The 21,906-nt window shown below is 63.2% G+C and carries 23 protein-coding genes; 16 read left to right on the top strand and 7 right to left on the bottom strand.

The features are described from left to right. Positions 1–1,152, top strand: a complete 1,152-nt coding sequence (hemW, locus tag FMM79_RS06020; RefSeq protein WP_148626614.1) for a radical SAM family heme chaperone HemW — start codon at positions 1–3, stop codon at positions 1,150–1,152. Beyond that, entirely contained in the window at positions 1,149–2,063 is a 915-nt protein-coding gene (locus FMM79_RS06015) for a tyrosine recombinase XerC (RefSeq protein ID WP_148626613.1), read from the top strand. Before hemW ends, FMM79_RS06015 begins: the two co-directional genes overlap by 4 nt. Here FMM79_RS06015 and FMM79_RS06010 read toward each other — a convergent pair. Both FMM79_RS06010 and gshB read right to left on the bottom strand, forming a co-directional pair. Beyond that, complete coding sequence (locus FMM79_RS06010) at positions 2,060–2,371, bottom strand: DedA family protein (protein ID WP_240339031.1); 312 nt, start codon at positions 2,369–2,371, stop codon at positions 2,060–2,062. The two genes, FMM79_RS06015 and FMM79_RS06010, sit on opposite strands and share 4 nt — an antisense overlap. A 176-nt stretch (positions 2,372–2,547) precedes the next feature. Next, entirely contained in the window at positions 2,548–3,534 is a 987-nt protein-coding gene (gene gshB, locus FMM79_RS06005; RefSeq protein WP_148626612.1) for a glutathione synthase, read from the bottom strand. Positions 3,535–3,643: 109 nt separating this feature from the next. Between gshB and FMM79_RS06000 the strand changes: the two genes are divergently transcribed. After that, positions 3,644–3,853 (top strand): hypothetical protein, encoded by a 210-nt coding sequence (locus FMM79_RS06000; RefSeq protein WP_148626611.1) that lies wholly within the window; start codon positions 3,644–3,646, stop codon positions 3,851–3,853. A gap of 37 nt (positions 3,854–3,890) precedes the next feature. On the opposite strand, the gene FMM79_RS05995 is transcribed toward FMM79_RS06000, so the two are convergent. Together FMM79_RS05995 and rsmI are read right to left on the bottom strand one after the other, a co-directional pair. Next, entirely contained in the window at positions 3,891–4,253 is a 363-nt protein-coding gene (locus tag FMM79_RS05995; protein WP_148626610.1) for a YraN family protein, read from the bottom strand. After that, positions 4,250–5,077, bottom strand: coding sequence for a 16S rRNA (cytidine(1402)-2'-O)-methyltransferase (rsmI, locus tag FMM79_RS05990; protein WP_148626609.1), 828 nt, complete (start codon positions 5,075–5,077; stop codon positions 4,250–4,252). The genes FMM79_RS05995 and rsmI overlap by 4 nt, the downstream gene beginning before the upstream one ends. Positions 5,078–5,116: 39 nt before the next feature. Here rsmI and FMM79_RS05985 point away from each other — a divergent pair, with 39 nt between their 5' ends. The 4 genes from FMM79_RS05985 (at position 5,117) to FMM79_RS05970 (ending at position 9,511) form a co-directional block, all read left to right on the top strand. Then, the gene (locus FMM79_RS05985) at positions 5,117–6,286 is read left to right on the top strand and encodes a penicillin-binding protein activator (RefSeq protein ID WP_148626608.1); all 1,170 of its coding nucleotides are present in this window, start codon (positions 5,117–5,119) and stop codon (positions 6,284–6,286) included. Positions 6,287–6,377: 91 nt separating this feature from the next. Then, positions 6,378–8,390, top strand: a complete 2,013-nt coding sequence (gene parE / locus FMM79_RS05980; RefSeq protein ID WP_148626607.1) for a DNA topoisomerase IV subunit B — start codon at positions 6,378–6,380, stop codon at positions 8,388–8,390. Positions 8,391–8,638: 248 nt separating this feature from the next. Next, a complete protein-coding gene (locus tag FMM79_RS05975; protein ID WP_148626606.1) occupies positions 8,639–8,971 on the top strand; it encodes a hypothetical protein in 333 nt (110 codons plus the stop codon). A gap of 258 nt (positions 8,972–9,229) precedes the next feature. After that, positions 9,230–9,511 carry a hypothetical protein gene (locus tag FMM79_RS05970; RefSeq protein ID WP_148626605.1) on the top strand — a complete coding sequence of 94 codons (282 nt, stop codon included), beginning with the start codon at positions 9,230–9,232 and terminating at the stop codon, positions 9,509–9,511. Positions 9,512–9,520: 9 nt separating this feature from the next. Here FMM79_RS05970 and FMM79_RS05965 read toward each other — a convergent pair whose 3' ends face one another. Next, positions 9,521–10,246: an NYN domain-containing protein gene (locus FMM79_RS05965; protein WP_205466509.1), complete on the bottom strand. Its 726-nt coding sequence runs from the start codon at positions 10,244–10,246 to the stop codon at positions 9,521–9,523. A gap of 174 nt (positions 10,247–10,420) precedes the next feature. On the opposite strand from FMM79_RS05965, the gene FMM79_RS05960 reads away from it, so the two are divergent. From FMM79_RS05960 to FMM79_RS05940, 5 genes are all read left to right on the top strand, one after another. Beyond that, positions 10,421–11,266, top strand: coding sequence for a MoxR family ATPase (locus tag FMM79_RS05960; RefSeq protein ID WP_148626603.1), 846 nt, complete (start codon positions 10,421–10,423; stop codon positions 11,264–11,266). Then, positions 11,263–11,694, top strand: coding sequence for a GFA family protein (locus FMM79_RS05955; RefSeq protein WP_148626602.1), 432 nt, complete (start codon positions 11,263–11,265; stop codon positions 11,692–11,694). Before FMM79_RS05960 ends, FMM79_RS05955 begins: the two co-directional genes overlap by 4 nt. A gap of 4 nt (positions 11,695–11,698) precedes the next feature. Next, the gene (locus FMM79_RS05950) at positions 11,699–12,580 is read left to right on the top strand and encodes a DUF817 domain-containing protein (protein ID WP_148626601.1); all 882 of its coding nucleotides are present in this window, start codon (positions 11,699–11,701) and stop codon (positions 12,578–12,580) included. Continuing rightward, on the top strand, positions 12,571–13,749 hold the full coding sequence (locus tag FMM79_RS05945; protein WP_148626600.1) for a VWA domain-containing protein: 1,179 nt from the start codon (positions 12,571–12,573) through the stop codon (positions 13,747–13,749). Before FMM79_RS05950 ends, FMM79_RS05945 begins: the two co-directional genes overlap by 10 nt. Positions 13,750–13,825: 76 nt before the next feature. Next, positions 13,826–14,641, top strand: coding sequence for a dioxygenase (locus FMM79_RS05940; protein WP_148626599.1), 816 nt, complete (start codon positions 13,826–13,828; stop codon positions 14,639–14,641). A 34-nt stretch (positions 14,642–14,675) separates the two neighbouring features. Here FMM79_RS05940 and FMM79_RS05935 read toward each other — a convergent pair whose 3' ends face one another. Then, positions 14,676–15,881 (bottom strand): exo-beta-N-acetylmuramidase NamZ domain-containing protein, encoded by a 1,206-nt coding sequence (locus FMM79_RS05935; RefSeq protein ID WP_148626598.1) that lies wholly within the window; start codon positions 15,879–15,881, stop codon positions 14,676–14,678. Further along, positions 15,878–16,423, bottom strand: a complete 546-nt coding sequence (locus FMM79_RS05930; protein WP_240339012.1) for a DOMON-like domain-containing protein — start codon at positions 16,421–16,423, stop codon at positions 15,878–15,880. Before FMM79_RS05930 ends, FMM79_RS05935 begins: the two co-directional genes overlap by 4 nt. 139 nt (positions 16,424–16,562) lie before the next feature. On the opposite strand from FMM79_RS05930, the gene tyrS reads away from it, so the two are divergent. The 4 genes from tyrS to FMM79_RS05910 all read left to right on the top strand — a co-directional run bounded on the left by tyrS (position 16,563) and on the right by FMM79_RS05910 (position 21,906). Next, positions 16,563–17,795 (top strand): tyrosine--tRNA ligase, encoded by a 1,233-nt coding sequence (tyrS, locus tag FMM79_RS05925; RefSeq protein WP_148626597.1) that lies wholly within the window; start codon positions 16,563–16,565, stop codon positions 17,793–17,795. A gap of 109 nt (positions 17,796–17,904) precedes the next feature. After that, a complete protein-coding gene (locus FMM79_RS05920) occupies positions 17,905–18,243 on the top strand; it encodes a PilZ domain-containing protein (RefSeq protein WP_148626596.1) in 339 nt (112 codons plus the stop codon). A gap of 122 nt (positions 18,244–18,365) precedes the next feature. Continuing rightward, positions 18,366–20,582: a TonB-dependent receptor gene (locus tag FMM79_RS05915; RefSeq protein ID WP_148626595.1), complete on the top strand. Its 2,217-nt coding sequence runs from the start codon at positions 18,366–18,368 to the stop codon at positions 20,580–20,582. Positions 20,583–20,625: 43 nt separating this feature from the next. Then, entirely contained in the window at positions 20,626–21,906 is a 1,281-nt protein-coding gene (locus FMM79_RS05910) for an MFS transporter (protein ID WP_148626594.1), read from the top strand.

The following is a 21,906-nucleotide window of genomic DNA, read 5'->3' as shown; positions in this document are numbered from 1 at the left end:
ATGGCGCGCGCACTCTACATCCACTGGCCGTACTGCCTCGCAAAGTGCCCCTATTGCGACTTCAATAGCCATGTCCGCGACCGCGTGGACAATGGTGCGATGGAAGCCGCAATGCTGGCCGACATGCGCCATGAACACGCCCTTGCAGGGAGCGAGCCGCTCCATTCGATCTTCTTTGGCGGCGGCACGCCCTCGCTCATGCCCCCTGCCCTTGTCGAGCGGCTGCTGCGCGAGGCGCAGGACCTGTGGGGCTTTGCACCGGACATCGAGATCACGCTGGAAGGCAATCCCTCCTCAATCGAGGCGGCGAACTACGCCGCGCTGGCCAGTTCCGGGATCAACCGGGTCTCTCTCGGTCTCCAGGCGCTCGACAACGAAACCTTGCGCTTCCTGGGGCGCCTTCACGACGTTTCAGAGGGCCTGAGGGCGCTCGAAGTCGCGCAAGCCAAGTTCGCGCGTGTGAGTTTCGATCTCATTTATGCACGTCCCGGCCAGACACTGAAGCAGTGGGACGCCGAACTGGAGCGTGCTCTTGGCTTCGGGACCGGACACCTCTCGCTCTACCAGCTCACCATCGAGCCAGGCACGAAGTTCGAGACGATGGTCCGAAAGGGCGATTTCACGCCACTGGACGAAGACGCCTGCGCCGACATGTTCGCCCTCACCCGGGCGCGCACGGTGGCGGCGGGCCTCCCTGCCTACGAGATCAGCAACCATGCCCGCCCGGGCGAGGAAAGCCGCCACAACCTGACGTACTGGCGCTACGAAGACTATTGCGGGATTGGCCCGGGCGCACACGGCCGCCGCGCGAACACCGCCACGGTCCGTCATCGCAAGCCCGAGAACTGGCTCAACGCCTTTGTCCGCGCCAATCACGGCATCGTCGAGGAACGTGCACTCGCCGTACCCGAACAGGCCTCCGAAGCCATGTTGATGGGCCTGCGCCTGCGCGAAGGGATTGACCTTGCCCAACTCGCGCTGCGTTTCGGCCTCGCTACAACGTCGCTGTGCCATGCCGACAAGGCCGCGTTTTACGCGCGCCAAGGCCTCGTCTGGCAGCACGGGAGCCGGATGGGGGTGACCGAAGCGGGCATGCCGCTACTCGATGGGCTCCTCGCCGAACTTGTCCCCGAAGACCTGGTGGCGGTGTGACGCGCGCCGACGTGCTCGAGGCCTGGGGAAGCCACCTGGCACAGGCCCGACGCCGCAGCGCCCATACGACCCGTGCCTACCTCGCGACCGCCGCGCGGCTCCTCGATTTCCTGGGCAAAGACATCACCGTAAGCGTTACCTGGGCCGAGCTTGCCCGGTGCACCAGCGAGGACCTGCGCCGTCATCTCGCCGCGCGCCGCGCCGGGGGCATCGGAAACGCCTCGGCCGCGCGCGAACTTTCCGCGCTCAAAGCCTTCCTGACCTTCGCGCGCCAGCAGGCAGGTGACGACGCGGCCGCCCCGCCCCGCGTACGAGGCCCCCGGGTCAAGAAAGGCATACCCCGGCCGGTCACGCCTGATGAAGCGGTGAACCTTGCCAGCATGGCTGACGAACTGGCCACAGATGACTGGATCGGCGCACGGGACCGCGCCGTGCTGGTCCTGCTTTACGGCTCGGGCTTGCGCATATCGGAAGCACTATCGCTGACAGGCGCCGTGATGCCGCTCGGCGACCGGCTCGTCGTGCTGGGCAAGGGCAACAAGGAGCGCGTCGTTCCGATCCTGCCCATCGTGCGGGCCATGATCGAGGACTATCTCGCCAAGTGTCCCTGGCCAGTATCAGCCGACACGGCGCTGTTTCGCGGCGCCAAGGGAGGAGCCCTATCACAGGGCATGGTGCAGAAGGCCATGGCGCGTGCGCGCACGGCGCTGGGCCTACCGCAGACGGCTACGCCCCACGCCTTGCGCCACAGTTTCGCCACCCACCTTCTGGGGGCTGGCGCGGATCTGCGTTCACTCCAGGAACTGCTAGGCCACGCCTCGCTTGGCTCGACGCAGATCTACACGCAGGTCGATGCCGCCACCCTGCTCGACGTATACCGCAACGCCCACCCGCGTGAAAACGACAGCTAGGAGCGCCCCCTCCTCCAGGTCACGATCCGCCAGACGTACCACACCACCGCCATCGCAATGAGCGCGAGCGTGCCCCCGCTCAGCCAATTCTCGGCGTGCTGGAGAGTACGGCCAAGCCAGGCTCCCCCGAGGATGAGGACCACGTTCCACGCGCCAGTGCCAATGGCGGTAAAAGCCACGAAGCGCACATGGCCCATATGCGCAAGGCCCGCCGGAATCGAGATAACGGTTCGGAACATCGGCAGAAGCCGAAGTCCCAGCACGACCCAGTGTCCGTGCCGCTTGAGGAAACGGCTCGAACTCTCGATATCGTTCCAGTCCAGCGTGAGCCAGCGGCCCCAGCGGTCGATGAAGGGATGGGAGGGAAGACATTCTCCAGCGCCATCAACACGAAGACGCCGAAATAGCCACCCTCCCGAATAACGTCGTATATGAAGTCGCTCACGAAGCGGTCTCCGTCCTGCCCCTCCTCCGAGAAGCGGGTTTACATCGCCGCGTGGCGCGCCTCGATGGCATCCCAGATCCTGGCACCAGTGTCGGTGCCGTTGAACTTGTCGATGGCCACAATGCCCGTGGGCGATGTCACGTTGATCTCGGTGAGCCACTTGCCCCCGATCACGTCTATGCCCACGAAAACGAGACCGCGAGCCTTGAGTTCCGGCCCCATCGTTGCACAGATATCTTCCTCGGTCGAACCGAGCGTGCAGGCTTCGGCCGAACCGCCCACAGCCAGGTTAGAGCGGAACTCGCCCTCACCCGGCTTGCGGTTTATCGCGCCCGCTACCTCACCATCGACCAGCACGATGCGCTTGTCGCCCTCGGCAACGCCGGGAAGGAAAGGCTGGACCATGAACGGCTCGACCCAGGCGTTCTGGAACATCTCGACCAGCGCGCCGAGATTGCTGCCGTCTTCGGGCACGCGGAAGATTGCCTTGCCGCCATTACCGTGGAGCGGCTTGACGACGAGGTCGCCGGGAAGCCCCTTGTCTACCATCTGCGCCTGGAAGCGTTTCACATCCTCGATACGGCGGGCGATGAAGGTCGGCGGCATGAAACGCGCATAGTCGAGCACGAAGACCTTCTCGGGCGCGTTGCGCACCGAGGCCGGATCGTTGACGACGAGGGTCTGGCCCTCGAGCCGTTCAAGCAGGTGCGTGGCCGTGATATAGCCCAAGTCAAAGGGCGGATCCTGGCGCATGAGCACCACGTCGATGTCCTTGACGAGGTCGATCAGGCGGTACTCGCCGCGCACGTAATGGGCCCCTTCCACGCGCTGAACGGTAATCGGCGCCCCCCAACAGGTGAGCTTACCGGCCGCACCTTCGTTGGTGTCGTAGGCAAGTGTGCGCACGTCGTAGTGGAACAGTTCATGCCCGCGCGCCTGCGCGCTCAACATCAGTGCGAACGAGGAATCGCCCGCGATGTTGACGCTTTCGATCGGGTCCATCTGTACGGCAATGCGCAAGGTCATATTATCGAGTCCTGAGGGTTCCTACCGGGAGGCCGCTTAAAGCGAATCATGGGGCAAGACGAGTAGTTATCTTTGCGAAGCAACACACTTCTTGGGAGTTTCTGACCACATGAACAAGACCACCCTGACCCTTCTCGCCAGCCTTTTCGCGGTTTCGGGCCTCGCGCCTCTTGCCGTGGCCGCCGAGCCGGATCACCATGAGGAAGGCCACAAGGACGAGGGCCATCACGAGGACGCCGACAAGGGCGACCACCACGAGGAAGGTCATCACGAAGGCGAAAAGGGCGAGCATCACGAAGAGCCCAAGCCCCACTTCTGACAAGAGCCCCCCCCGCGGGTCCGCGTGATCGAAGCCTTCAGGATCCTGGCATCCAGGCATTTTCGATCACGCGCGGCCAGCATCCCGGCGACAGCAAAAGGACATCGATCCGCACGCTGTCGCCGGTTTTTTCGTATCGACTTAGCACCAGGTTCGCCGCGTCGGCCACTCGGCGCAGCCGCCAGGCATCGATAGCATGATCGAGATCAGCGCTGTTCCGACGCCATTTCACCTCGATGAAGCACAAGGTCCGCCCGCGCCGCACCACCAGATCTATTTCGCCACGGCGCGTCTTTACCCGGCGCGCGATGACCCGCCACCCCTTCAGGCGCAGATACCAAGCCGCCCAGGCTTCGCCACGCCGGCCAGCGCGTTCAGCCTGTTCGCGGCGTGCGCTCACTTCAGCTCCAGTGCCCGCGCATAGAGCGTCTTGCGATCCAGTCCGGTCGCCTTGGCCACCTTGGCTGCGGCCTGCGAGGCCTTCGCCCCCTCGAGCTCGGAGCGCAGCAGCGCATCGACATCGGGCGCTTCGTCCGGCGCATCCGAAGGCGGTGCGATCATCAGCACAATCTCGCCCTTGGGAGGATGGGCCGCGTAGTGCGCGGCGATATCTTCCGGCAGACCGGTCCGACACTCCTCAAACTTCTTGGTCAACTCGCGCGCAACCGCAACCTCGCGTCCAGGCAGGTGCCTCGCAATCGCCGTCAGCGCCGCCTCGAGGCGCGGTGCCGTTTCATAAAATATCAGCGTCGCGCGCACGGAACGCAGTTCGGCGAGGACATCCTCACGCGCCTTGGCCTTGTTAGGAAAGAAACCCGCGAACAGGAAACGGTCGTTCGGCAGGCCCGATAACGTCATCCCGACCACCGCAGCACTCGGTCCCGGCAGGCTTGTGACCGCGATGCCGCGTTCGCGCGCCTCGCGCACGAGGCGATAGCCGGGATCGGAAATGAGCGGTGTTCCTGCATCGCTGACAAGCGCCACGGGGTGCTCGGCCATCAGCGCGAACAACCGTTCCCGGTCGCCCTCGCCCGCGTGATCGTCGTAGCGGATGAGCCGGGTCTTGAAACCCAGGTGGTGCATCAACTTGCCCGTAACCCGCGTATCCTCGCACGCGACCGCCTCCACGCCCCGCAGCACGTCGACAGCACGCATCGTGATATCGCCAAGGTTGCCAATCGGGGTTGCCACTATATAGAGGCCGGGTTCTAAAGAATGTTCCATCGCGGGACTCATGCCCAAGCACTACGGGAGCGGCAAGCAATGTTCGACATGCGCCTGAAAAGTTTCACCAATCGGCGCAACCTGCTCGCGGCAGCCGCGATGACCTTGGTGGCGGGCTGTACCGTCGTTCCCAAGACCACGGCGCCTGATCTTCCGCCCGAACCCGAGCCGACCCAGAGCACGCTTCCGACCGACACCGCGCACCACCGCGTGGCTCTCCTGGTTCCCACCAGCGGCAACAACGCCGAGGTAGGTCAGTCAATCGCGAACGCCGCGACGATGGCCCTCCTCGACACCAACGCCTCGAACCTGCGCATCACGACCTATGACACTGCGAGCGATCCCTCGGGCGCCGCGCGCCGTGCCCTGTCAGATGGCAACCAGCTGATCCTGGGCCCGCTCCTCTCGGACAACATCGTATCGGTCAACAACGTGGCACGGCCAGCGGGCGTGCCGCTCATCTCCTTCTCGAACGATGAAAAGATGGCCTCGGACAATGTCTTCGTCATGGGCAACCTACCAGGCCAGTCCGTCACCCGCACCGTCGAGTACGCGCATGCCAAGGGCATCTCGGCTTTCGCCGCGCTGATTCCGCGTGGCGACTACGGCGAGCGCACCAGTTCGGCCCTCATGTCGGCGGTGCGCGCCAATGGCGGCGCCGTCATCGCCATGGAATCCTACGAACGCTCGCCCACCTCGATCCGGGCGGCAGCGGAGCGCATCCAGTCCAAGAAGGGCTATGGCGCCCTCCTCATTGCAGACAGCGGCAGCCTCTCGGCGCAAGCCGCCACTGCTTTCAAGGCCGGTGAAGACACTGGTTCGGTCCGTCTTCTGGGCACTGAGTTGTGGGGCGGCGAAAAGCGCCTCGCCACGACCCCTGCGCTGCAGGGTGCCTGGTTCGCGACCGTTTCCGACCAGCGCTTCTCGCAGTTTGCCTCCAGCTACAAGAGCCGCTTCGGCGCACAGCCCTATCGCATCGCGACGCTGGGCTACGACGCGGTACTCCTGACGCTCCGGGTGGCGCGCGACTGGAAGCAGGGCTCGAAGTTCCCGACCGCCAGACTCGTTTCGGCCGACGGCTTCCTTGGCCTCGACGGTCCGTTCCGCTTCAGCAAGGGCGGTGTCGTCGAGCGCGCCCTGGAAGTGCGGGAAGTCAGTTCGGGTTCGGTCCGTGTCGTAAGCCCTGCCCCGACCCGCTTCGACAAGTAAACCGGCCTGTTTCGCTGACTTGCGCCACAATGGCGGAAAAAGCGGCTATGGCCGCTTGATTGCGGAACAAAACGGGCCCTATACACCGGGCATGTCCGATAACCTGTTCGAGAACATGCCCGGCGCGGGCAGCGGTGAAACCTACGATGGCTCAGCTATCGAGGTTCTGGAGGGGCTTGAGCCAGTCCGCCGGCGCCCCGGCATGTACATCGGCGGCACCGACGAACGCGCGCTGCACCATCTTGCGGCGGAAGTCCTCGACAACGCGATGGACGAAGCGGTGGCCGGCCACGCCAACCGCATCGAAGTCACTCTCGAAGAGGAGCCCGGTACGGCCGGGCGGATCACCATCACCGATAACGGGCGCGGTATTCCGGTCGATGAACATCCCAAGTATCCCGGCAAGTCCGCGCTGGAGGTGATCCTTTCGACACTGCACTCGGGCGGCAAGTTCTCAGGCAAGGCCTATGCCACTTCGGGCGGTCTGCATGGCGTGGGCATCTCGGTCGTCAACGCCCTGTCGACCAAGACCCGGGTGGAGGTCGCGCGCAATAAAGAACTTTACGCGCAAGAGTTTTCCAGGGGCCAGACCCTCGGCCCCATCCAGAAGATCGGTGCCGCACCTAACCGGCGCGGGACGGCTGTCACTTTCACCCCCGATACCGAGATCTTCGGCGAATTGAAGTTCAAGCCGGCGCGCCTGTTCAGGCTGGTGCGATCGAAGGCTTATCTCTTCGCCGGGGTCGAAATTCGCTGGAAATGCTCGCCCGCCCTTGCCTCCGAAGAGGTTCCTGCCGAAGCTACCTTCCAGTTCCCGGGCGGGCTTTCCGATCACCTTGCCGAACAGATCAAGGGGCGTTCCTGCGTCACTGCTGAGTTCTTTTCCGGTTCGCAGGACTTCCCGGAGAACGATGCGGGTCAGGAACAGGGCCGCGTGGAATGGGCGATTGCCTGGCCGCTCTATTCGGACGGCGCCTATTCCTGGTACTGCAACACCATCCCCACGCCCGATGGCGGCACCCACGAACAGGGGCTACGCGCCGCGCTCACCAAGGGCATCCGCGCCTTTGCCGAACTGATAGGCGAAAAGAAGAAGGCCAAAGACATTACGCCCGACGACGTGGTGACGGGCTCGGAAATCATGCTTTCGGTCTTCATTCGCGATCCCCAGTTCCAGAGCCAGACCAAGGACCGCCTCACCAGCACCGAGGCGACGCGCCTAGTCGAAAATGCGGTGCGCGATCACTTTGACTTGTTCCTCTCGCACAACCTCGACCGAGGCAAGGCGCTGCTCGGTGCTATCCTGGAGCGTGTGGAAGAGCGCCTTCGCCGCAAGGCCGAGCGCGAGGTCAAGCGCAAGACCGCGACCAATGCCAAGAAAGTACGCCTTCCCGGCAAGCTGACCGACTGTTCCGGCGAAGGCGCTGGCGATACCGAACTCTTCATCGTCGAAGGCGACAGCGCCGGTGGTTCGGCCAAGCAGGCGCGCGACCGCAAGACGCAGGCCATTCTGCCCATCCGCGGCAAGATCCTCAACGTCGCTTCGGCCAGTGCCGACAAGATCCGCGCCAACCAGGAAATCGCGGACCTCATGCTGGCCATGGGCTGCGGCGTGCGCAAGGACTGCAACGCGGACAACCTGCGCTACGACCGCATCATCATCATGACCGATGCCGACGTCGATGGCGCGCACATCGCCACGCTTCTGATGACGTTCTTCTTCCAGGAGATGCCCGAGATCGTGCGGCGCGGACACCTTTACCTGGCCCAGCCGCCGCTCTACCGCCTGACCCATGGCTCAAACTCGGCCTACGCGCGCGACGATGAGCACCGCGCCGAACTCGAAGCCACCGTCTTCAAAGGCAAAAAGGTCGAGGTCGGCCGCTTCAAGGGACTTGGCGAGATGAACCCGCAGCAGTTGCGCGAGACGACCATGGCGCCGGCCAGCCGCTCGCTGGTGCGCATCACTCTACCCGCTGAATACGAGGACCGTGCCGTGGTCAAGGATCTCGTTGATCGTCTCATGGGCCGCAATCCCGAGCACCGCTTCCAGTTCATCCAGAACCGCGCAGGCGACGTGGATCGCGACCTGATCGACGCCTGATTTCAAGCCTCTCACGGGCAGAAAACGCAAGATCACTGAGGGGATACGCACCTCGCTTAAAAAAATCGGCAAGCTCACCTCACGCTCGCAATGGAGCGAGCGCAAGCTGTGCTTGGCAGTACGCGGGGCCCGAAAGCGATGGCCCGTGAACTGGCCCTTCTGCCTGTAAATCGCTCTTTCTCAATACCCGCCTGATTTTCGCTGGACGCTGCTCCGGAGCATGAAAACGATCATTAGGCCGCAGCGGAATGGATCCGGCCCGCCTGCCGATATGCGATGTTCAGCGTCCGGCACCCGTTGGATCGGAAGTGTTCATAGCATTCGCACGACACGATCTGGACCTTGCTCTCGCCATCGCGATGTCCTTCTGCTATGAAACCGTGATGGATGGGGTTACAACCAGTCCCATGGCACGTGGCGTCACCGAGGAAGCCTTGATGACTCCTGCCGATCCGAACGAGCCGGCCTTTTGCGACGTGGCAGGGCGGCGCCTGACGATGCAAGACTGCGCCGACCTTACCAGCGTCATGGAGCAGGCAAGGCACTACCGCCTTCAACGCGCCCGAACACCTGATGGTTGACGAGACGGTAAACATCCGACTGTTGATCGGGTTTCCTGCGGAAACACGACCGGATGAGCCCCAGGGGGAAATGGCCCTCCGCCCCCGAACGCCGCAGGAAGACCTCGCAGGTCAACCCGGTACGATCGAGACCTATACCCCATCGTCGGGCGGATCATGCGCGCTGAACTCACAGGCCATGGGTTTCACATGGAGCCGATGAACCGGGCCGAATGAACAGTCAGGGATAGGATTGCAAAAACCTCGGAGTGGGCGGTCATGCCCTTGCGGCATGGCGCCCAGGAGCTTGCCTTGCGCACCGTCGTGATGGGCGTGACTGCGGACGGTGCGCGCTATGCGCTCCTGCTTGCAATGCACATCCAGCAGGTCCGGATCAAACGAACTGCGTGGCAAGCGACAATGGATACCTTTCGCGGCCTGCCCGAAGTGTTCAAGGTCCTCACCGGTATGTTGACGGGAACCACTGCCCTCCTGGCCGCCTTCTGGGCTTTCCGCAAAGCGCTGCGAAAGCCCAAGGACGGTCTCGGAAAGAAGTCCTGATCCCGCGCTTCAGTGCATGCGCTTGACGAAGACCCCGTTCGCGCGCTGTTCGATGGCAAATTGCGGCAGGCTCTGCACCAGTTCGGACAGGCGTGAAAAGCCGTAGCTGCGCGCGTCGAAGCTGGACCGGTTGGCCGCCCGCTGGCCGACCTCGGACAGGCTCGCGAATCCTTCATCGTCGCGCTTGCTGGCCTTCCACGCATCGCCCAGAAGTTCGACAAGGGCATCTTCGACTTGCGGCTTTGCGGCCGGAACTTTGGAGTCCGCTGCCGTGGCTCCCTGCTCGGCATTCAAGGCGCCGAGGTCGATGAAGCGCGTGCACGCTTCCCGGAACGCCTCGGGCGTCCGGTCCGTCCCAAAGCCATAGACCGGCGTGCCGTTCTGGCGGATGCGGATGGCAAGTGGCATGAAATCGCTGTCGCTGGTCATGAGCCCGAACCCGTCGACGTGCCCACCATAAAGCAGGTCCATCGCATCGATGGTCATCTTCATGTCGGTGGCGTTCTTGCCCTTGGTCACATCGAACTGCTGCTGCGGTTCCAGCGCATAGCGATGTACCAGTTCGGACCAACCCTTGAGGCCCGGCTTGCTCCAGTTTCCGTAAATGCGCCGGATGTTCACGGTTCCAAGGTCCCCCAGGATCGTAAGAGCGCTTTCCAGCGTGGAGGGCGATGCGTTGTCACCATCGATCAGGAGGGCGATATTGCGACTGCGGCTGTTCGGGCGATGGGCCACGCGTATTCCTCATTCGTTTGCGACCTCTTGCGAAGCCTCCTTTTCTTTTGTTCACAATACCTCGAAGCGCCTCGGGTTGCACGCGATCCGCTCTTTGCTCCCCCTCTTGCCAAGCCCTTGTGCAACGCACAAACTGTCAGCAATAAGTCCGGGCAAGGGAATTGAGGATAGCCGATGCAGCGTTTTGAAGGTACGAGCGATTACGTCGCCACGGATGACCTCAAGGTCGCGGTCAATGCCGCGGTGCTCCTGCGCCGGCCCCTGCTGGTGAAAGGAGAACCCGGTACCGGCAAGACGGTCCTGGCTGAACAGATCGCAGCAGCGCTCGAAGCCCGGCTTATCACCTGGAACGTGAAATCCACGACCAAGGCGCATCAGGGCCTCTATGAGTACGACGCAGTTGCACGCCTGCGTGACGGACAGCTGGGCGACGAGCGGGTTCACGACATCGCCAACTACATCCGCAAGGGCAAGCTGTGGGAGGCCTTCACCAGCGAACGCCTGCCTGTTCTCCTCATCGATGAGATCGACAAGGCCGACATCGAATTCCCCAACGACCTGCTGGCGGAACTCGATCGCATGGCCTTCGATGTCTATGAGACAGGTGAGCACGTGGCCGCGCGCGAGCGGCCCATCGTCGTCATCACCTCGAACAACGAGAAGGACCTGCCCGACGCCTTCCTGCGCCGCTGCTTCTTCCACTACATCAAGTTTCCCGAGCGCGAGACGATGGAAGCCATCATCGACGTGCACTTTCCCGATATTCAGAAGACCCTTGTGCGCCGTGCGATGGAGATCTTCTATGAACTGCGCGAAGTCCCCGGCCTCAAGAAGAAGCCCTCGACCAGCGAGCTGCTCGACTGGCTCAAGCTCCTGATGAACGAGGACATGCCGCTGGAGGTTCTCCAATCTCAGGACAAGGGCAAGGCGATCCCACCCCTGCACGGCGCTCTTCTCAAGAACGAGCAGGACGTGATGCTGTTCGAGAGGCTCGCCTTCATGGCGCGGCGCGGCGAATGAGCGCGCCCTACCACGGCTCCTGCAACTGCGGCGCGGTCACGCTGACAATTGCGAGCGAACCGCTCTGGGTGCGCCAGTGCTGGTGCCGCCAGTGCCAGAAGGCCGCGGCGGGAAATGCGACCTGCAACGGTCTCTTCCGCACGGAAGGTATGACTGTCAGTGGTGCCATTACGTGGTGTGGTTACACGGCGGAGAGCGGCAACACGGTCAAGCACGGATTCTGCCCAACTTGCGGAACCCAGCTTTTTGGCCGCAATCCCACCCGGCAAGGGGCGCAAGTCGTGCGCCTCGGCGCGCTGGATGACGCGCAGGACCTGACGGTTGATGCCACCATCTGGACAAGCGAGGCACCTGACTGGGCCTATTACGATCCGAAAGTCGAACAGTGGTCCGCCCAGCCTCCCGGGCCCGCGCCAAAACCCGCCTGATCGGATGGCCAAGCCCTCTTCCCATACCCGTTTTGCGGCGATTCGCGCACGACTGGAAGCCGTCGCTCCGCCTGCGGGGCCGTTGGCCTCGATCTACGAGTTCTTGCTGTTCGGCTTCAAGCAGGCCTGGGCCTGCCTGTTCGGCGGTCTGCTCCTGGCGGTCCTCCTGGCCACACACCTGTTCTATCCTGTAGACGCTGGATTGGCCCGTTACGACTTCCTGACCCTGTCCGCTCTTGCCATCCAGGTTGGCCTGCTCGCGCTACGCCTTGAAACCTGGGACGAGGCCAAAGTCATCCTCGCTTTCCACGTTGTCGGGACGGTAATGGAACTGTTCAGGACCGCCGCCGGCTCATGGGTCTACCCCGAACCCAGCGTTCTGCGCATAGCCGGTGTGCCGCTCTTTTCGGGTTTTATGTATGCGGCTGTCGGGAGTTATATCGCTCGGGTCTGGCGCATCTTCGACTTTCGTTTCACCTCCTTTCCCTCACGCGCCCTCAGCGCCGTGCTGGCCGTGGCAATCTACATCAATTTCTTCGCGCACCACTGGCTTCCCGACCTGCGCCTAGCGCTATTCGCCGCGCTCGCTCTGCTTTTCGCCCGCACGCGAATTTGGTTTCGCCCTTGGCGGACCCAGCGATGGATGCCGCTTCTTCTGGGCTGGTTGCTGGTGGCGCTTTTCATCTGGCTCGCCGAGAATCTCGCGACTTTCTCGCGCGCCTGGATCTATCCGGATCAGCGCGATGGTTGGGCACTGGTCCATCCGGGCAAAATCGGCGCGTGGTATCTCCTCATGTACATATCCTTCGTCCTCGTCGCGACGGTACATCGCCCCCGCCCGCATACGGTCCCTTCGGTAGAGGGGAGCCTGACTTCGTGTTCCTGAACTTCATCGACGAACTTCGCGCCGCAGGCATCCCGGCATCGCTCAAGGAACACCTCGTTCTTCTCGAAGCGCTCGAACGCGAGGTCATCGAGCAGACGCCGGAGGCGTTCTACTATCTCAGCCGTGCGACTTTCGTGAAGGATGAAGGGCTGATCGACCGCTTCGACCAGGTCTTCCAGAAAGTCTTCAAGGGCATCCTGACGGACAGCGGCCAACAGCCGGTCGAGATCCCGGAGGAGTGGCTCAAACGCCTTGCCGAACGCTATTTCAGCCCCGAGGAGATGGAGCGCATCAAGTCGCTGGGCGACTGGAACGAGATCATGGAGACACTCAAGAAGCGCTTAGAGGAGCAGAAGGACCGCCATCAGGGCGGCAGCAAGTGGATCGGGACTGGCGGGACCTCGCCTTTCGGCCACTCGGGCTACAATCCCGAAGGCGTACGCATCGGCGGCACCAGTCAGCACAAGCGCGCGATCAAGGTCTGGGAAAAGCGCGAGTTCGCCAATCTCGACAGCACCAAGGAACTGGGCACGCGCACGATGAAGGTAGCGCTGCGCCGCCTGCGCCGCTTTGCCCGTGAAGGCGCGGCCGAGGAGCTCGATCTCGACGCGACCATCCGGGGCACGGCCAAGCAGGGCTGGCTGGATATACGGATGCGGCCCGAGCGCCATAACGCCGTGAAGGTGCTGCTCTTCCTTGACGTGGGTGGGTCCATGGATCCCTTCATCGAAATGATGGAGGACCTCTTCAGCGCGGCCACGAGCGAATTCAAGAACATGGAATTCTTCTACTTCCATAATTGCCTGTACGAAGGCGTATGGAAGGACAATCGCCGGCGCTGGTCCCAACGCATTCCGACTTGGGATATCCTCCACAAGTACGGGCACGACTACAAGGTGATCTTCGTGGGCGATGCCGCAATGAGCCCCTTCGAGGTCAGCTATCCTGGCGGCTCGGTCGAGCACATGAACGAGGAGGCGGGTTCGACCTGGATGCGCCGCGTGGTCCAGACCTATCCGGCCACCGTCTGGCTGAACCCGGTGCCCGAACGCCAGTGGGGTTATACGCCCTCTACCCAGATGCTGCGCGAACTGGTGGGCGGCGCCATGTTCCCGCTGACTCTGGACGGACTCGAGGAGGCCATGCGCACCCTCACCCGCAAGAAATGAGCCTGCGCAAAAGCTCATAGGGGGTATGCAAGAGCGCTAGATTGATCGCGGCCGCGCATGGGCCCATCTTGGCGCCATGACACTCACACAGCCTGCCTTCTTCATCGGTCACGGTTCACCCATGACCATGATCACCGAGAACCCGGAACGTCGTTTCCTCGAAGCCCTGGGCCCCTTGCTCGAACGCCCCAAGGCCATCCTGACGATCACGGCGCACTGGGAGAGCCAAGGAACAACCCGTATTTCGGAAGGAGATTTTCCGCTTACAATCAATTACTTCCATGGCTTTCCTCAGGAACTGTACGATATGCAGTACCCGGCCCCACTGGCGACCGAGCTCCATGACAAAGTACTTGAACTTGCCGGCGACATCCCCCTTCGCAGCGACGCCAACTGGGGCTTCGACCATGGCGTCTGGGGTGTCCTGCGCCCACTCTTTCCCGCGGCCGACATTCCCGTCCTTGCAATGAGTGTGAACCACTCGCTCTCACCCGAGCAGCATCTGCAACTGGCGCGCCGCCTTGCCCCCCAGCGACGCGAAGGCGTGATGATCGTGGGCAGTGGCAATGTCGTCCACAACTTGCGCCTATACCACGCAACGCATGGCACGAAGCCCGACTGGGCGGTGGCTTTCCAGCAACGCATCAACGCAGCCGTGATCGCGAACGACCATGGCGCGCTGACACAGTTCACCCGCGATGACCATGCCGCGGCAAATGCGATAAACTCAGGGGAGCATTACCTTCCGCTGCTCTACGCGGTCGGCGCAAGGCTGCCCGAGGACGAGGTCGGGGTGTTCAACAACAGCATCGATGGCGCGCTTTCGATGACCTCGTACATGCTCGGCGACCCGAGTGTCCTGGGCCAGGTAGCCGCGCCCGCCGCCACCTGATCGCCCAGCCCTATCGGGGCTGGGCTGATCCCGTCTAGTCCCGATAGAGCAGGAGGTCTGCCACCTCGGCGTGCCAGGCCTTTTCGTCAAAGGATGCGAGCGCCTCGAGATCGCCCGGCACTGCGGCCGGATCATCGACCCACTCGCGCAGGGCCGGACCGCCGTTGATAACGTCGATTGCGAGCCGATCAAACTCATACTCGTAGGGAAAATCGCGCCAGAGCGGATAGTCGGGATAGATATTACGGATGGCCTTGAAGGCCAGCGCCTGGAGCCGCCAGGGCTTAAACGCCCCATGGTCGTACAAGGTGCCTTCGGCATGGACCATCAGCGCACTGCACAAGGTGCCCTGGTGCTTGTGGAAGGTCGGCTCGAACCAGCATTCGCGTAGCGCGCACCCTTCCAGCCAGTGCGGCGCGAGGCGCTCCATCTCAGCCAGAATCGCCTTGGCATCGAGATCTGGCGCGCCGAACAGCACCTCGAGCGGACGGGTAGTGCCGCGTCCTTCCGAGACCGTCGCGCCCTCAATCATTACCGTACCTGCGTAGGCGCGCGCCATGTTGACGCTGGCGGCATTGGGGCTGGGGTTGATCCAGATGCGATCCTCGGGCCACCCGTACCCAGGCCCCTGCGAGGGACGCCAATCCTCCATCGCAACAACCTTGTAGTCGACATCAATGCGATAGTGGCGCTTGAACCAAAAGCCCATCTCACCCAGCGTAAGGCCATGGCGCATCGGCATGGGACCAGCGCCCACAAAGCTCTCCTGTCCCGGGATCAGCCTGGTCCCCTCGATCGGGCGTCCCGCGGGGTTGGGGCGGTCGAGCACCCAGACCGACTTGCCCTGCGCCGCAGCGGCTTCCAGCAAGTACAGGAGCGTCGTGCAGAAGGTGTAGATGCGGCAGCCCAGATCCTGGAGGTCGAACAGGAACACATCGGCCGTATCCATCATTGCCGCGCTGGGACGACGAACCTCGCCGTAGAGGCTGAAAACAGGGATGCCGTAGACGGGATCGCGCTCGTCCGCACTCTCCACCATATTGTCTTGCTTGTCGCCCTTCAGACCGTGCTGAGGCCCGAAGGCCGAGGTCACGTTGATCCCGGCCGCGATCAGCGCGTCGAGCGAATGGACAAGATCGGCCGTGAGCGATGCGGGATGTGCAACGAGGGCCACGCGCTTGCCCTCGAGGGGCTCGCGCAGTTCGGGGTCTGCGAGGAGACGATCAATACCGAATTTCATGTCGCTTGCGGTGCCGCAACTGCCTGCGTGAAGCAAGCCGGATCATGGAAATCGGGCACTCCACCGGCGTGGGTCAGCGCCCAGTAGCTGTGGTGGCCTCCCTCCTCTTCGATCACGGCACTTATTCCGCAGCGCCAAGGCATCGCCGGCAATGCGGCGCGGGGAATAGCCGCATCGAAGATCGCCATCGTCTCACCCACACGCATCGTGCACACCGGCTCGCGCGGCGTCGCCCGCTCGGTCATACCCTCGCGGCGCGCACTGAAATCATAGGCTGCCCAGCGCTCGGAAGGCGAAAGATTGAACTCTGCGTAAGCCTGCCCAGCCGGATCAGCGACGAAGAGCTCGAAGCAGGTCGTCTGCCACAGGTTGTCTGCCCGCCCCTTGCCCGCGAATGGCGGGACCACCAGATCCTGAGCACCATCGATACGCCAGCGCAGCCGGACCCAATCGGCTTCGGGTGTCAGCCGTCCGGTCACGGCCTCGATCCCTCGCGCGGGCGTGGCGGGGTGGCAGGCCAGCGTAAATGTGTGCGGTCGCATGGGTTTGGCGCTCCTTGTTGGACGAGCCGTCCTAAACCGGGCTGCAGGCCAGGTCGAGACGGCATGGTAGCGCCAGCGCCAGCGCCAGCCCGCCACGCTCTTGCCTCACGCGCAAGCTGTGGCTAAGCGCTCTCCCATCATGACCCAGTACAAATCGGACCTCCTTCGCCTGCTCGACGAGCGCGGCTACATCCATCAGATGACCGACGCCGAGAGCCTCGATGCCCTCGCTGCCAAGGAGGTCGTGCCGGGTTATGTGGGCTTCGATGCCACCGCCTCCTCGCTCCACGTCGGCAACCTCGTCTCGATCATGCTGCTGCGCCGTCTGCAGCAGGCCGGGCACAAGCCGGTCGTACTGATGGGCGGCGGCACCACCCGCATCGGCGATCCGACCGGCAAGGACGAAGTGCGCAAGATGCTCTCGGACGACAAGATCGAGAGCAACATCACCTCGATCCGCACCGCATTCGAGCGCTTCCTGACCTTCGGCGATGGTCCGACCGATGCGATCATGGTCAACAACCACGACTGGCTCGGCCAGCTCGGGTACATCGAAATGCTGCAGAAGGTCGGCACGCACTTCACCGTCAACCGCATGCTGAGCTTCGATTCGGTCAAGCTGCGCCTCGAGCGCGAGCAGCCGATGACCTTCCTCGAATTCAACTACATGATCCTGCAGGGCTATGACTTCCGTCACCTCTCGCAGGACATGGGCGTGCGCCTCCAGATGGGCGGCTCCGACCAGTGGGGCAACATCGTCAACGGCGTCGAACTCTCACGCCGGATGGACGGCACCGACGTGTTTGGCCTGACCACCCCGCTCATCACCAAGGCCGACGGCACGAAGATGGGCAAGTCGGTTTCGGGCGCGGTATGGCTCAACGAGGACATGCTTCCCGCCTACGATTACTGGCAGTTCTGGCGCAATTGTGATGACCGCGACGTCGGTAAGTTTCTGCGCCTGTTCACTGACCTTCCGCTGAACGAGATCACCCGCCTCGAAGCGCTCGAGGGCGGTGCAATCAACGAGGCCAAGGTGATCCTCGCCAATGAAGCCACCAAGCTGTGCCGCGGCGAAGACGCGGCCAAGGCTGCTGAAGAGACGGCGGCACAGACTTTCGCCGGCGGCGGCCTGGGCGAAGATCTGCCGACCCTGGAAGTCGGTACGGACGGCGTCCGCCTTAACGCAGCGTGCACGGCGCTGGGCTTCACCGGCTCCAACGGCGAGGCCAAGCGCAAGGTCGTCGAAGGTGCGGTGCGCCTCGACGATGTGGTGATGGATGATCCCGGCTTCCTCATCGAGGTTCCCGCCGGAGCGTCGATCAAGCTCAGCGTAGGGAAAAAGAAGCACGGCATCCTGAAGGCTATCTAACGCGACTAACGGCAAATTTCCGCCGCCACGCTTGCCAGTCTTAACGCATTATTTGCCATTTGAAGCCAATAGTGCGTTACTGGTCCCCACAAGTAAAGGCAGGCAAGCCATGAGCGCAGGAGCACAGCTCACTGTAACCGACAAGCGGCGCGCTGCGCGCCACCCGGTTGACTACAAGGTGATTGCCGAGCATCGCCAGATGGGTGACGTGCACCTGCACATCGTCAATATCTCTGCACAGGGGTTCATGGCCCAAGGGGACCTCGGTCTTGAGCGCGGGGAACGTCTGGTGATGCGCCTCCCTGTGATCGGACGGATCGAAGCACACCAGATCTGGGCCCACGAGGGGCGTGCCGGTTTCCAGTTCGAGCGTATCATCCGCATCGACGATTTCCTCAAGCTCGTGGATGAACTGCAGCCCAACCCGCGCCTGCGTCCGCGTCGCTGAGAAGGCAGCCCTGTGGCGCCTGCCCTCAACCGCTTAGGGCTTGATACGCGGAAATTGTAACAAATTGTTTCTGCGGTCCGCAGGCCCTTGTTACAGTATAACATCACAAGTAGCGGAACGGCATGAGCACGTACCCGTTCCGATTCGCATTCGCGCCCCGCGCGATGTCCGCCTCCCTTCTTGCCCTCGCTTGCGTCCTCCCCCAGATCGCCCTTGCCGAAACCCCGGACGAACCGGCACAGGCAGGTGCCGGCACTGGGGCCACCACGCCCCACGGCAAGGTTCACGAAGAGACCCCGAAGGAAATTCTCGTCGTCGGACATCCTCCGACGGATTTCGGCCTGCTCGCCGCCACGGCCAGCATTGGCGGAGATGAACTTGTCGCGGCCGACCGTGCGCAGATCGGTGACATTCTCGATGGCCTCCCGGGTGTGGCCTCGACCAGCTTTGCGCCCGGCGCCTCGCGCCCGATCCTGCGCGGCTTCAGCGGTGATCGCATCCGCGTGATGACCGATGGTCTTGGCTCGCTCGATGCCTCCAACGTCTCGGTCGACCACGCAGTGGTGTTCGACGCACTCACCATCGATCACATCGACGTGTTCCACGGCCCCTCGGTCCTGCTCTACGGCGGCAACGCCATTGGCGGTGCGGTCAACGCGATCGACACCCGCATTCCGCGCCAGGTGCCCGAGCGCATCACTGCCACTGGCATGGGCAGCTACGGCACCGCGGCTGACGAGCGCCTGCTCAGCGGCAAGATCGACATACCGCTGGGCGAGCGCTTCGTGGCCCATATCGACGGCTCCTGGCGCAAGAGCGATGACCTACGCATCGGCGGGAATCTCTATTCGCCGACCCTGCGCCACGAGATGGAGCATGCGGCCGAACACCTCGCCGAGGAAGGCGAGACCGACGAGGCGAACGAACTCCTTGCCGATGTAGCCCGTCGGGGCCGCGCTCCCAACACGGCCGCGCGCAGCTACACAATCGGCGCGGGTCTCGCCTTCATCGATGCGGGCGGGAGCCTGGGCATTTCCTACCAGCGCTACGATTCACGCTACGGCATTCCGGGGCGTCCCTTCTTCGAGAACCCGCACGGCGATGACGACCACGATGATCACGGCCATGACGATCATGATCATGAGGAGGACGGCCACCACCACGGCGAAGAGCCGGTCACCATCGACCTCGTCCAGAACCGCTTTGACCTGCGCGGCGAACTGATCCTGGGAGGTCTGTTCCAGAGCCTCCAGCTGCGGGGCGGCTACTCCGACTACACTCACACCGAGTACGAAGGCACCGAAACCGGCACGATCTTCGACAGCCAGGCCATCGAGACCCGTACCGACCTCGTCCAGGCCGAGCGGGGTGGCTGGCGCGGACGCAGCGGCGCGCAGTACTTCTGGCGCAAGATGAACGTGAACGGCCCCGAGGCGGTCGTGCCGGATTACCAAATCGAGCGCTTCGGCCTCTTCACGTTGCAGTCGCTTGCGCTGGGTTCGGGCTTCACCATTGATGGTTCGGGCCGCTACGAGAGCTCGCACGTCTCCTCGCGCTCGATGGACTTCGACAAGCAGTTCCACCTGTGGTCCGGCGCTGCGGGCATGAGCTGGAAGTCGGGCACGGGCCTGACCCTGGGCGCCAACTTGATCCACGGTGAGCGCGCGCCCTCGCCCGAGGAACTGCTGAGCGATGGCATCCACGTCGCGACGCAGGCCTACGAGCTGGGTGACCGCAGGCTCGGCACCGAACGCAGCAATGGCGGCGAAGCCTTTATCCGGTACTCCAGCCCGCGCTTGGAGCTTTCGCTGACCGGCTACATCACCGACTTCGACAACTACATCGCCTCGGTCGCGACCGGCGGCGAGGAAGACGGCCAGCCGATCTACCAGTACGCCGAGGCCGCGGCCCTGTTCAAGGGGTTCGAAGCCCAGGCCAGTTTCCAGGCTGCGCAGTGGAGCGATGGCCAGTGGAGCATCGATGCCACCTCGGACTACACCCACGCGAGCCTCGACGACATCGGCCCGGCACCGCGCATTCCGCCGCTGCGCCTGCGCGGTGGCAGCGACCTGACCTTCGGCGACCTGCACCTTCGCGGCGAAGTGGAATGGAACGCCAAGCAGGACCGTGTCGGGACTTACGAAAACACGACCGACGACTTCACCCTCGTCAACCTACGCGCCGACTGGCACCCCATGGGTGAGCGGGGCCCGGTCACGCTGATGCTAGCAGCCAACAACCTGTTCGACGTCATCGGACGCCGTTCGGCTTCCTACACCAGCGACTTCATGCCCATTTCCGGGCGCGACGTCCGCATCACGGCAAAGATCACCTACTGATGATAAAACGCTGCATGGCTTGGCAACTCCCGGCCTCACTGCCATGCAGCGTCCCGTGACTACGAAAAGCCCCTCCGCCGCACCAACATCTCCACTGCAGATCGCAGACTACCGCCGGTTCTGGCTCGCCCGCTTCTGTGCGGTGCTCGCCTCGACCGGCATGGTCGTCATCATAGGCTACCAACTCTATGACGTGGCCCGCGCCGATTATGGAATGTCGATTGCGCAAGCCTCCTTCCAGCTCGGCCTCCTGGGGCTAGCCCAGTTCATTCCGATATTCCTGCTCACGCCGGTCGCCGGCGTGCTTGCCGACCGCATGGACCGCCGCAAGCTCGCCGGATCGGCCGCTTTCCTCGACTGCCTCGTCGCCATCGGCCTTGCCGTTACTACCGCCATGGAGCTGCGCAACCTGCCCGTGCTCTATGCTTTTGGCGTGCTTCACGGTACCGTGCGCGTCTTCGTGCGACCCGCCATGGGAGCAATTGCCCCCAACATTGTGCCTGCGGCCATGATTCCCAAGGCCATTGCGCTCAATTCGATGGCCATGCAGATCGGGGTCATCTTCGGCCCGGCCGTGGCGGGCTACCTCTTTGCCTGGGACAGGCCCCTCCCCTATACTGTCTCAGCCGTCGCCGAGGTCGTCGCCGCCGTCGCGATCCTCTCGATTCGGAACATGCCTCCACTCCACGCCGACGCACGCAAGGCCCACCCGGTACGCCAGATCATCGACGGCTTTCATTTCATCTGGAACGAACGCTTTCTCTTCGGCTGCATCTCGCTGGATCTCTTCGCCGTGCTCTTGGGCGGAGCCACCGCGCTCCTCCCGGTCTTTGCGCGCGACATTCTCCAGGTCGGGCCGCAAGGCCTTGGTGAGATGCGTGCGGCAACCGCAGCCGGTGCCGCCATCGTCGGCGTGATCCTCTCCTTCCGACCACTCTCGAAGGAGGTGGGCTCGAAGATGCTCTGGTCGGTTGCGGCCTATGGCGTCGCGACGCTGGCTTTCGGGCTTTCACGCAACTTCATGCTGTCGCTAGTGTTCCTGGCTCTTCTGGGTGCAGCCGACATGGTGTCTGTGTTCATCCGTGGCTCCTTGGTCCAACTGCGCACGCCCGATGACAAGCGCGGGCGCGTCTCGGCGATTTCCGGCCTTGCCATTTCAGCCTCCAACGAACTGGGCGAAATGCAGTCAGGCGTGGCCGCGGCGCTGCTGGGTGCAACAGGCGCCGTTGTTTTCGGCGGCGCCGGGGCCATATTCGTTACTGCCGTCTGGGCCGTGCTGTTTCCCGAGATCCGGCGCGCGCGGACATTTGAACAACATTACTAA

The sequence above is a fragment of the Novosphingobium sp. BW1 genome, assembly GCF_008107685.1.
Taxonomy (GTDB): Bacteria; Pseudomonadota; Alphaproteobacteria; order Sphingomonadales; family Sphingomonadaceae; genus Novosphingobium.
Note: the sequence above shows the minus strand (reverse complement) of the source record. Positions and strands in the feature narration are given on the sequence as shown.

Coding starts and splice junctions, on each gene's coding strand:
- hemW (WP_148626614.1), top strand. CDS start 1: ATGGCGCGCGCACTCTACATCCACTGGCCGTACTGCCTCGCAAAGTGC.
- gshB (WP_148626612.1), bottom strand. CDS start 3,534: ATGACCTTGCGCATTGCCGTACAGATGGACCCGATCGAAAGCGTCAAC.
- FMM79_RS06000 (WP_148626611.1), top strand. CDS start 3,644: ATGAACAAGACCACCCTGACCCTTCTCGCCAGCCTTTTCGCGGTTTCG.
- rsmI (WP_148626609.1), bottom strand. CDS start 5,077: ATGGAACATTCTTTAGAACCCGGCCTCTATATAGTGGCAACCCCGATT.
- FMM79_RS05985 (WP_148626608.1), top strand. CDS start 5,117: ATGTTCGACATGCGCCTGAAAAGTTTCACCAATCGGCGCAACCTGCTC.
- parE (WP_148626607.1), top strand. CDS start 6,378: ATGTCCGATAACCTGTTCGAGAACATGCCCGGCGCGGGCAGCGGTGAA.
- FMM79_RS05975 (WP_148626606.1), top strand. CDS start 8,639: ATGGATCCGGCCCGCCTGCCGATATGCGATGTTCAGCGTCCGGCACCC.
- FMM79_RS05970 (WP_148626605.1), top strand. CDS start 9,230: ATGCCCTTGCGGCATGGCGCCCAGGAGCTTGCCTTGCGCACCGTCGTG.
- FMM79_RS05960 (WP_148626603.1), top strand. CDS start 10,421: ATGCAGCGTTTTGAAGGTACGAGCGATTACGTCGCCACGGATGACCTC.
- FMM79_RS05955 (WP_148626602.1), top strand. CDS start 11,263: ATGAGCGCGCCCTACCACGGCTCCTGCAACTGCGGCGCGGTCACGCTG.
- FMM79_RS05950 (WP_148626601.1), top strand. CDS start 11,699: ATGGCCAAGCCCTCTTCCCATACCCGTTTTGCGGCGATTCGCGCACGA.
- FMM79_RS05940 (WP_148626599.1), top strand. CDS start 13,826: ATGACACTCACACAGCCTGCCTTCTTCATCGGTCACGGTTCACCCATG.
- FMM79_RS05935 (WP_148626598.1), bottom strand. CDS start 15,881: ATGAAATTCGGTATTGATCGTCTCCTCGCAGACCCCGAACTGCGCGAG.
- FMM79_RS05930 (WP_240339012.1), bottom strand. CDS start 16,423: ATGCGACCGCACACATTTACGCTGGCCTGCCACCCCGCCACGCCCGCG.
- tyrS (WP_148626597.1), top strand. CDS start 16,563: ATGACCCAGTACAAATCGGACCTCCTTCGCCTGCTCGACGAGCGCGGC.
- FMM79_RS05920 (WP_148626596.1), top strand. CDS start 17,905: ATGAGCGCAGGAGCACAGCTCACTGTAACCGACAAGCGGCGCGCTGCG.
- FMM79_RS05915 (WP_148626595.1), top strand. CDS start 18,366: ATGAGCACGTACCCGTTCCGATTCGCATTCGCGCCCCGCGCGATGTCC.
- FMM79_RS05910 (WP_148626594.1), top strand. CDS start 20,626: ATGCAGCGTCCCGTGACTACGAAAAGCCCCTCCGCCGCACCAACATCT.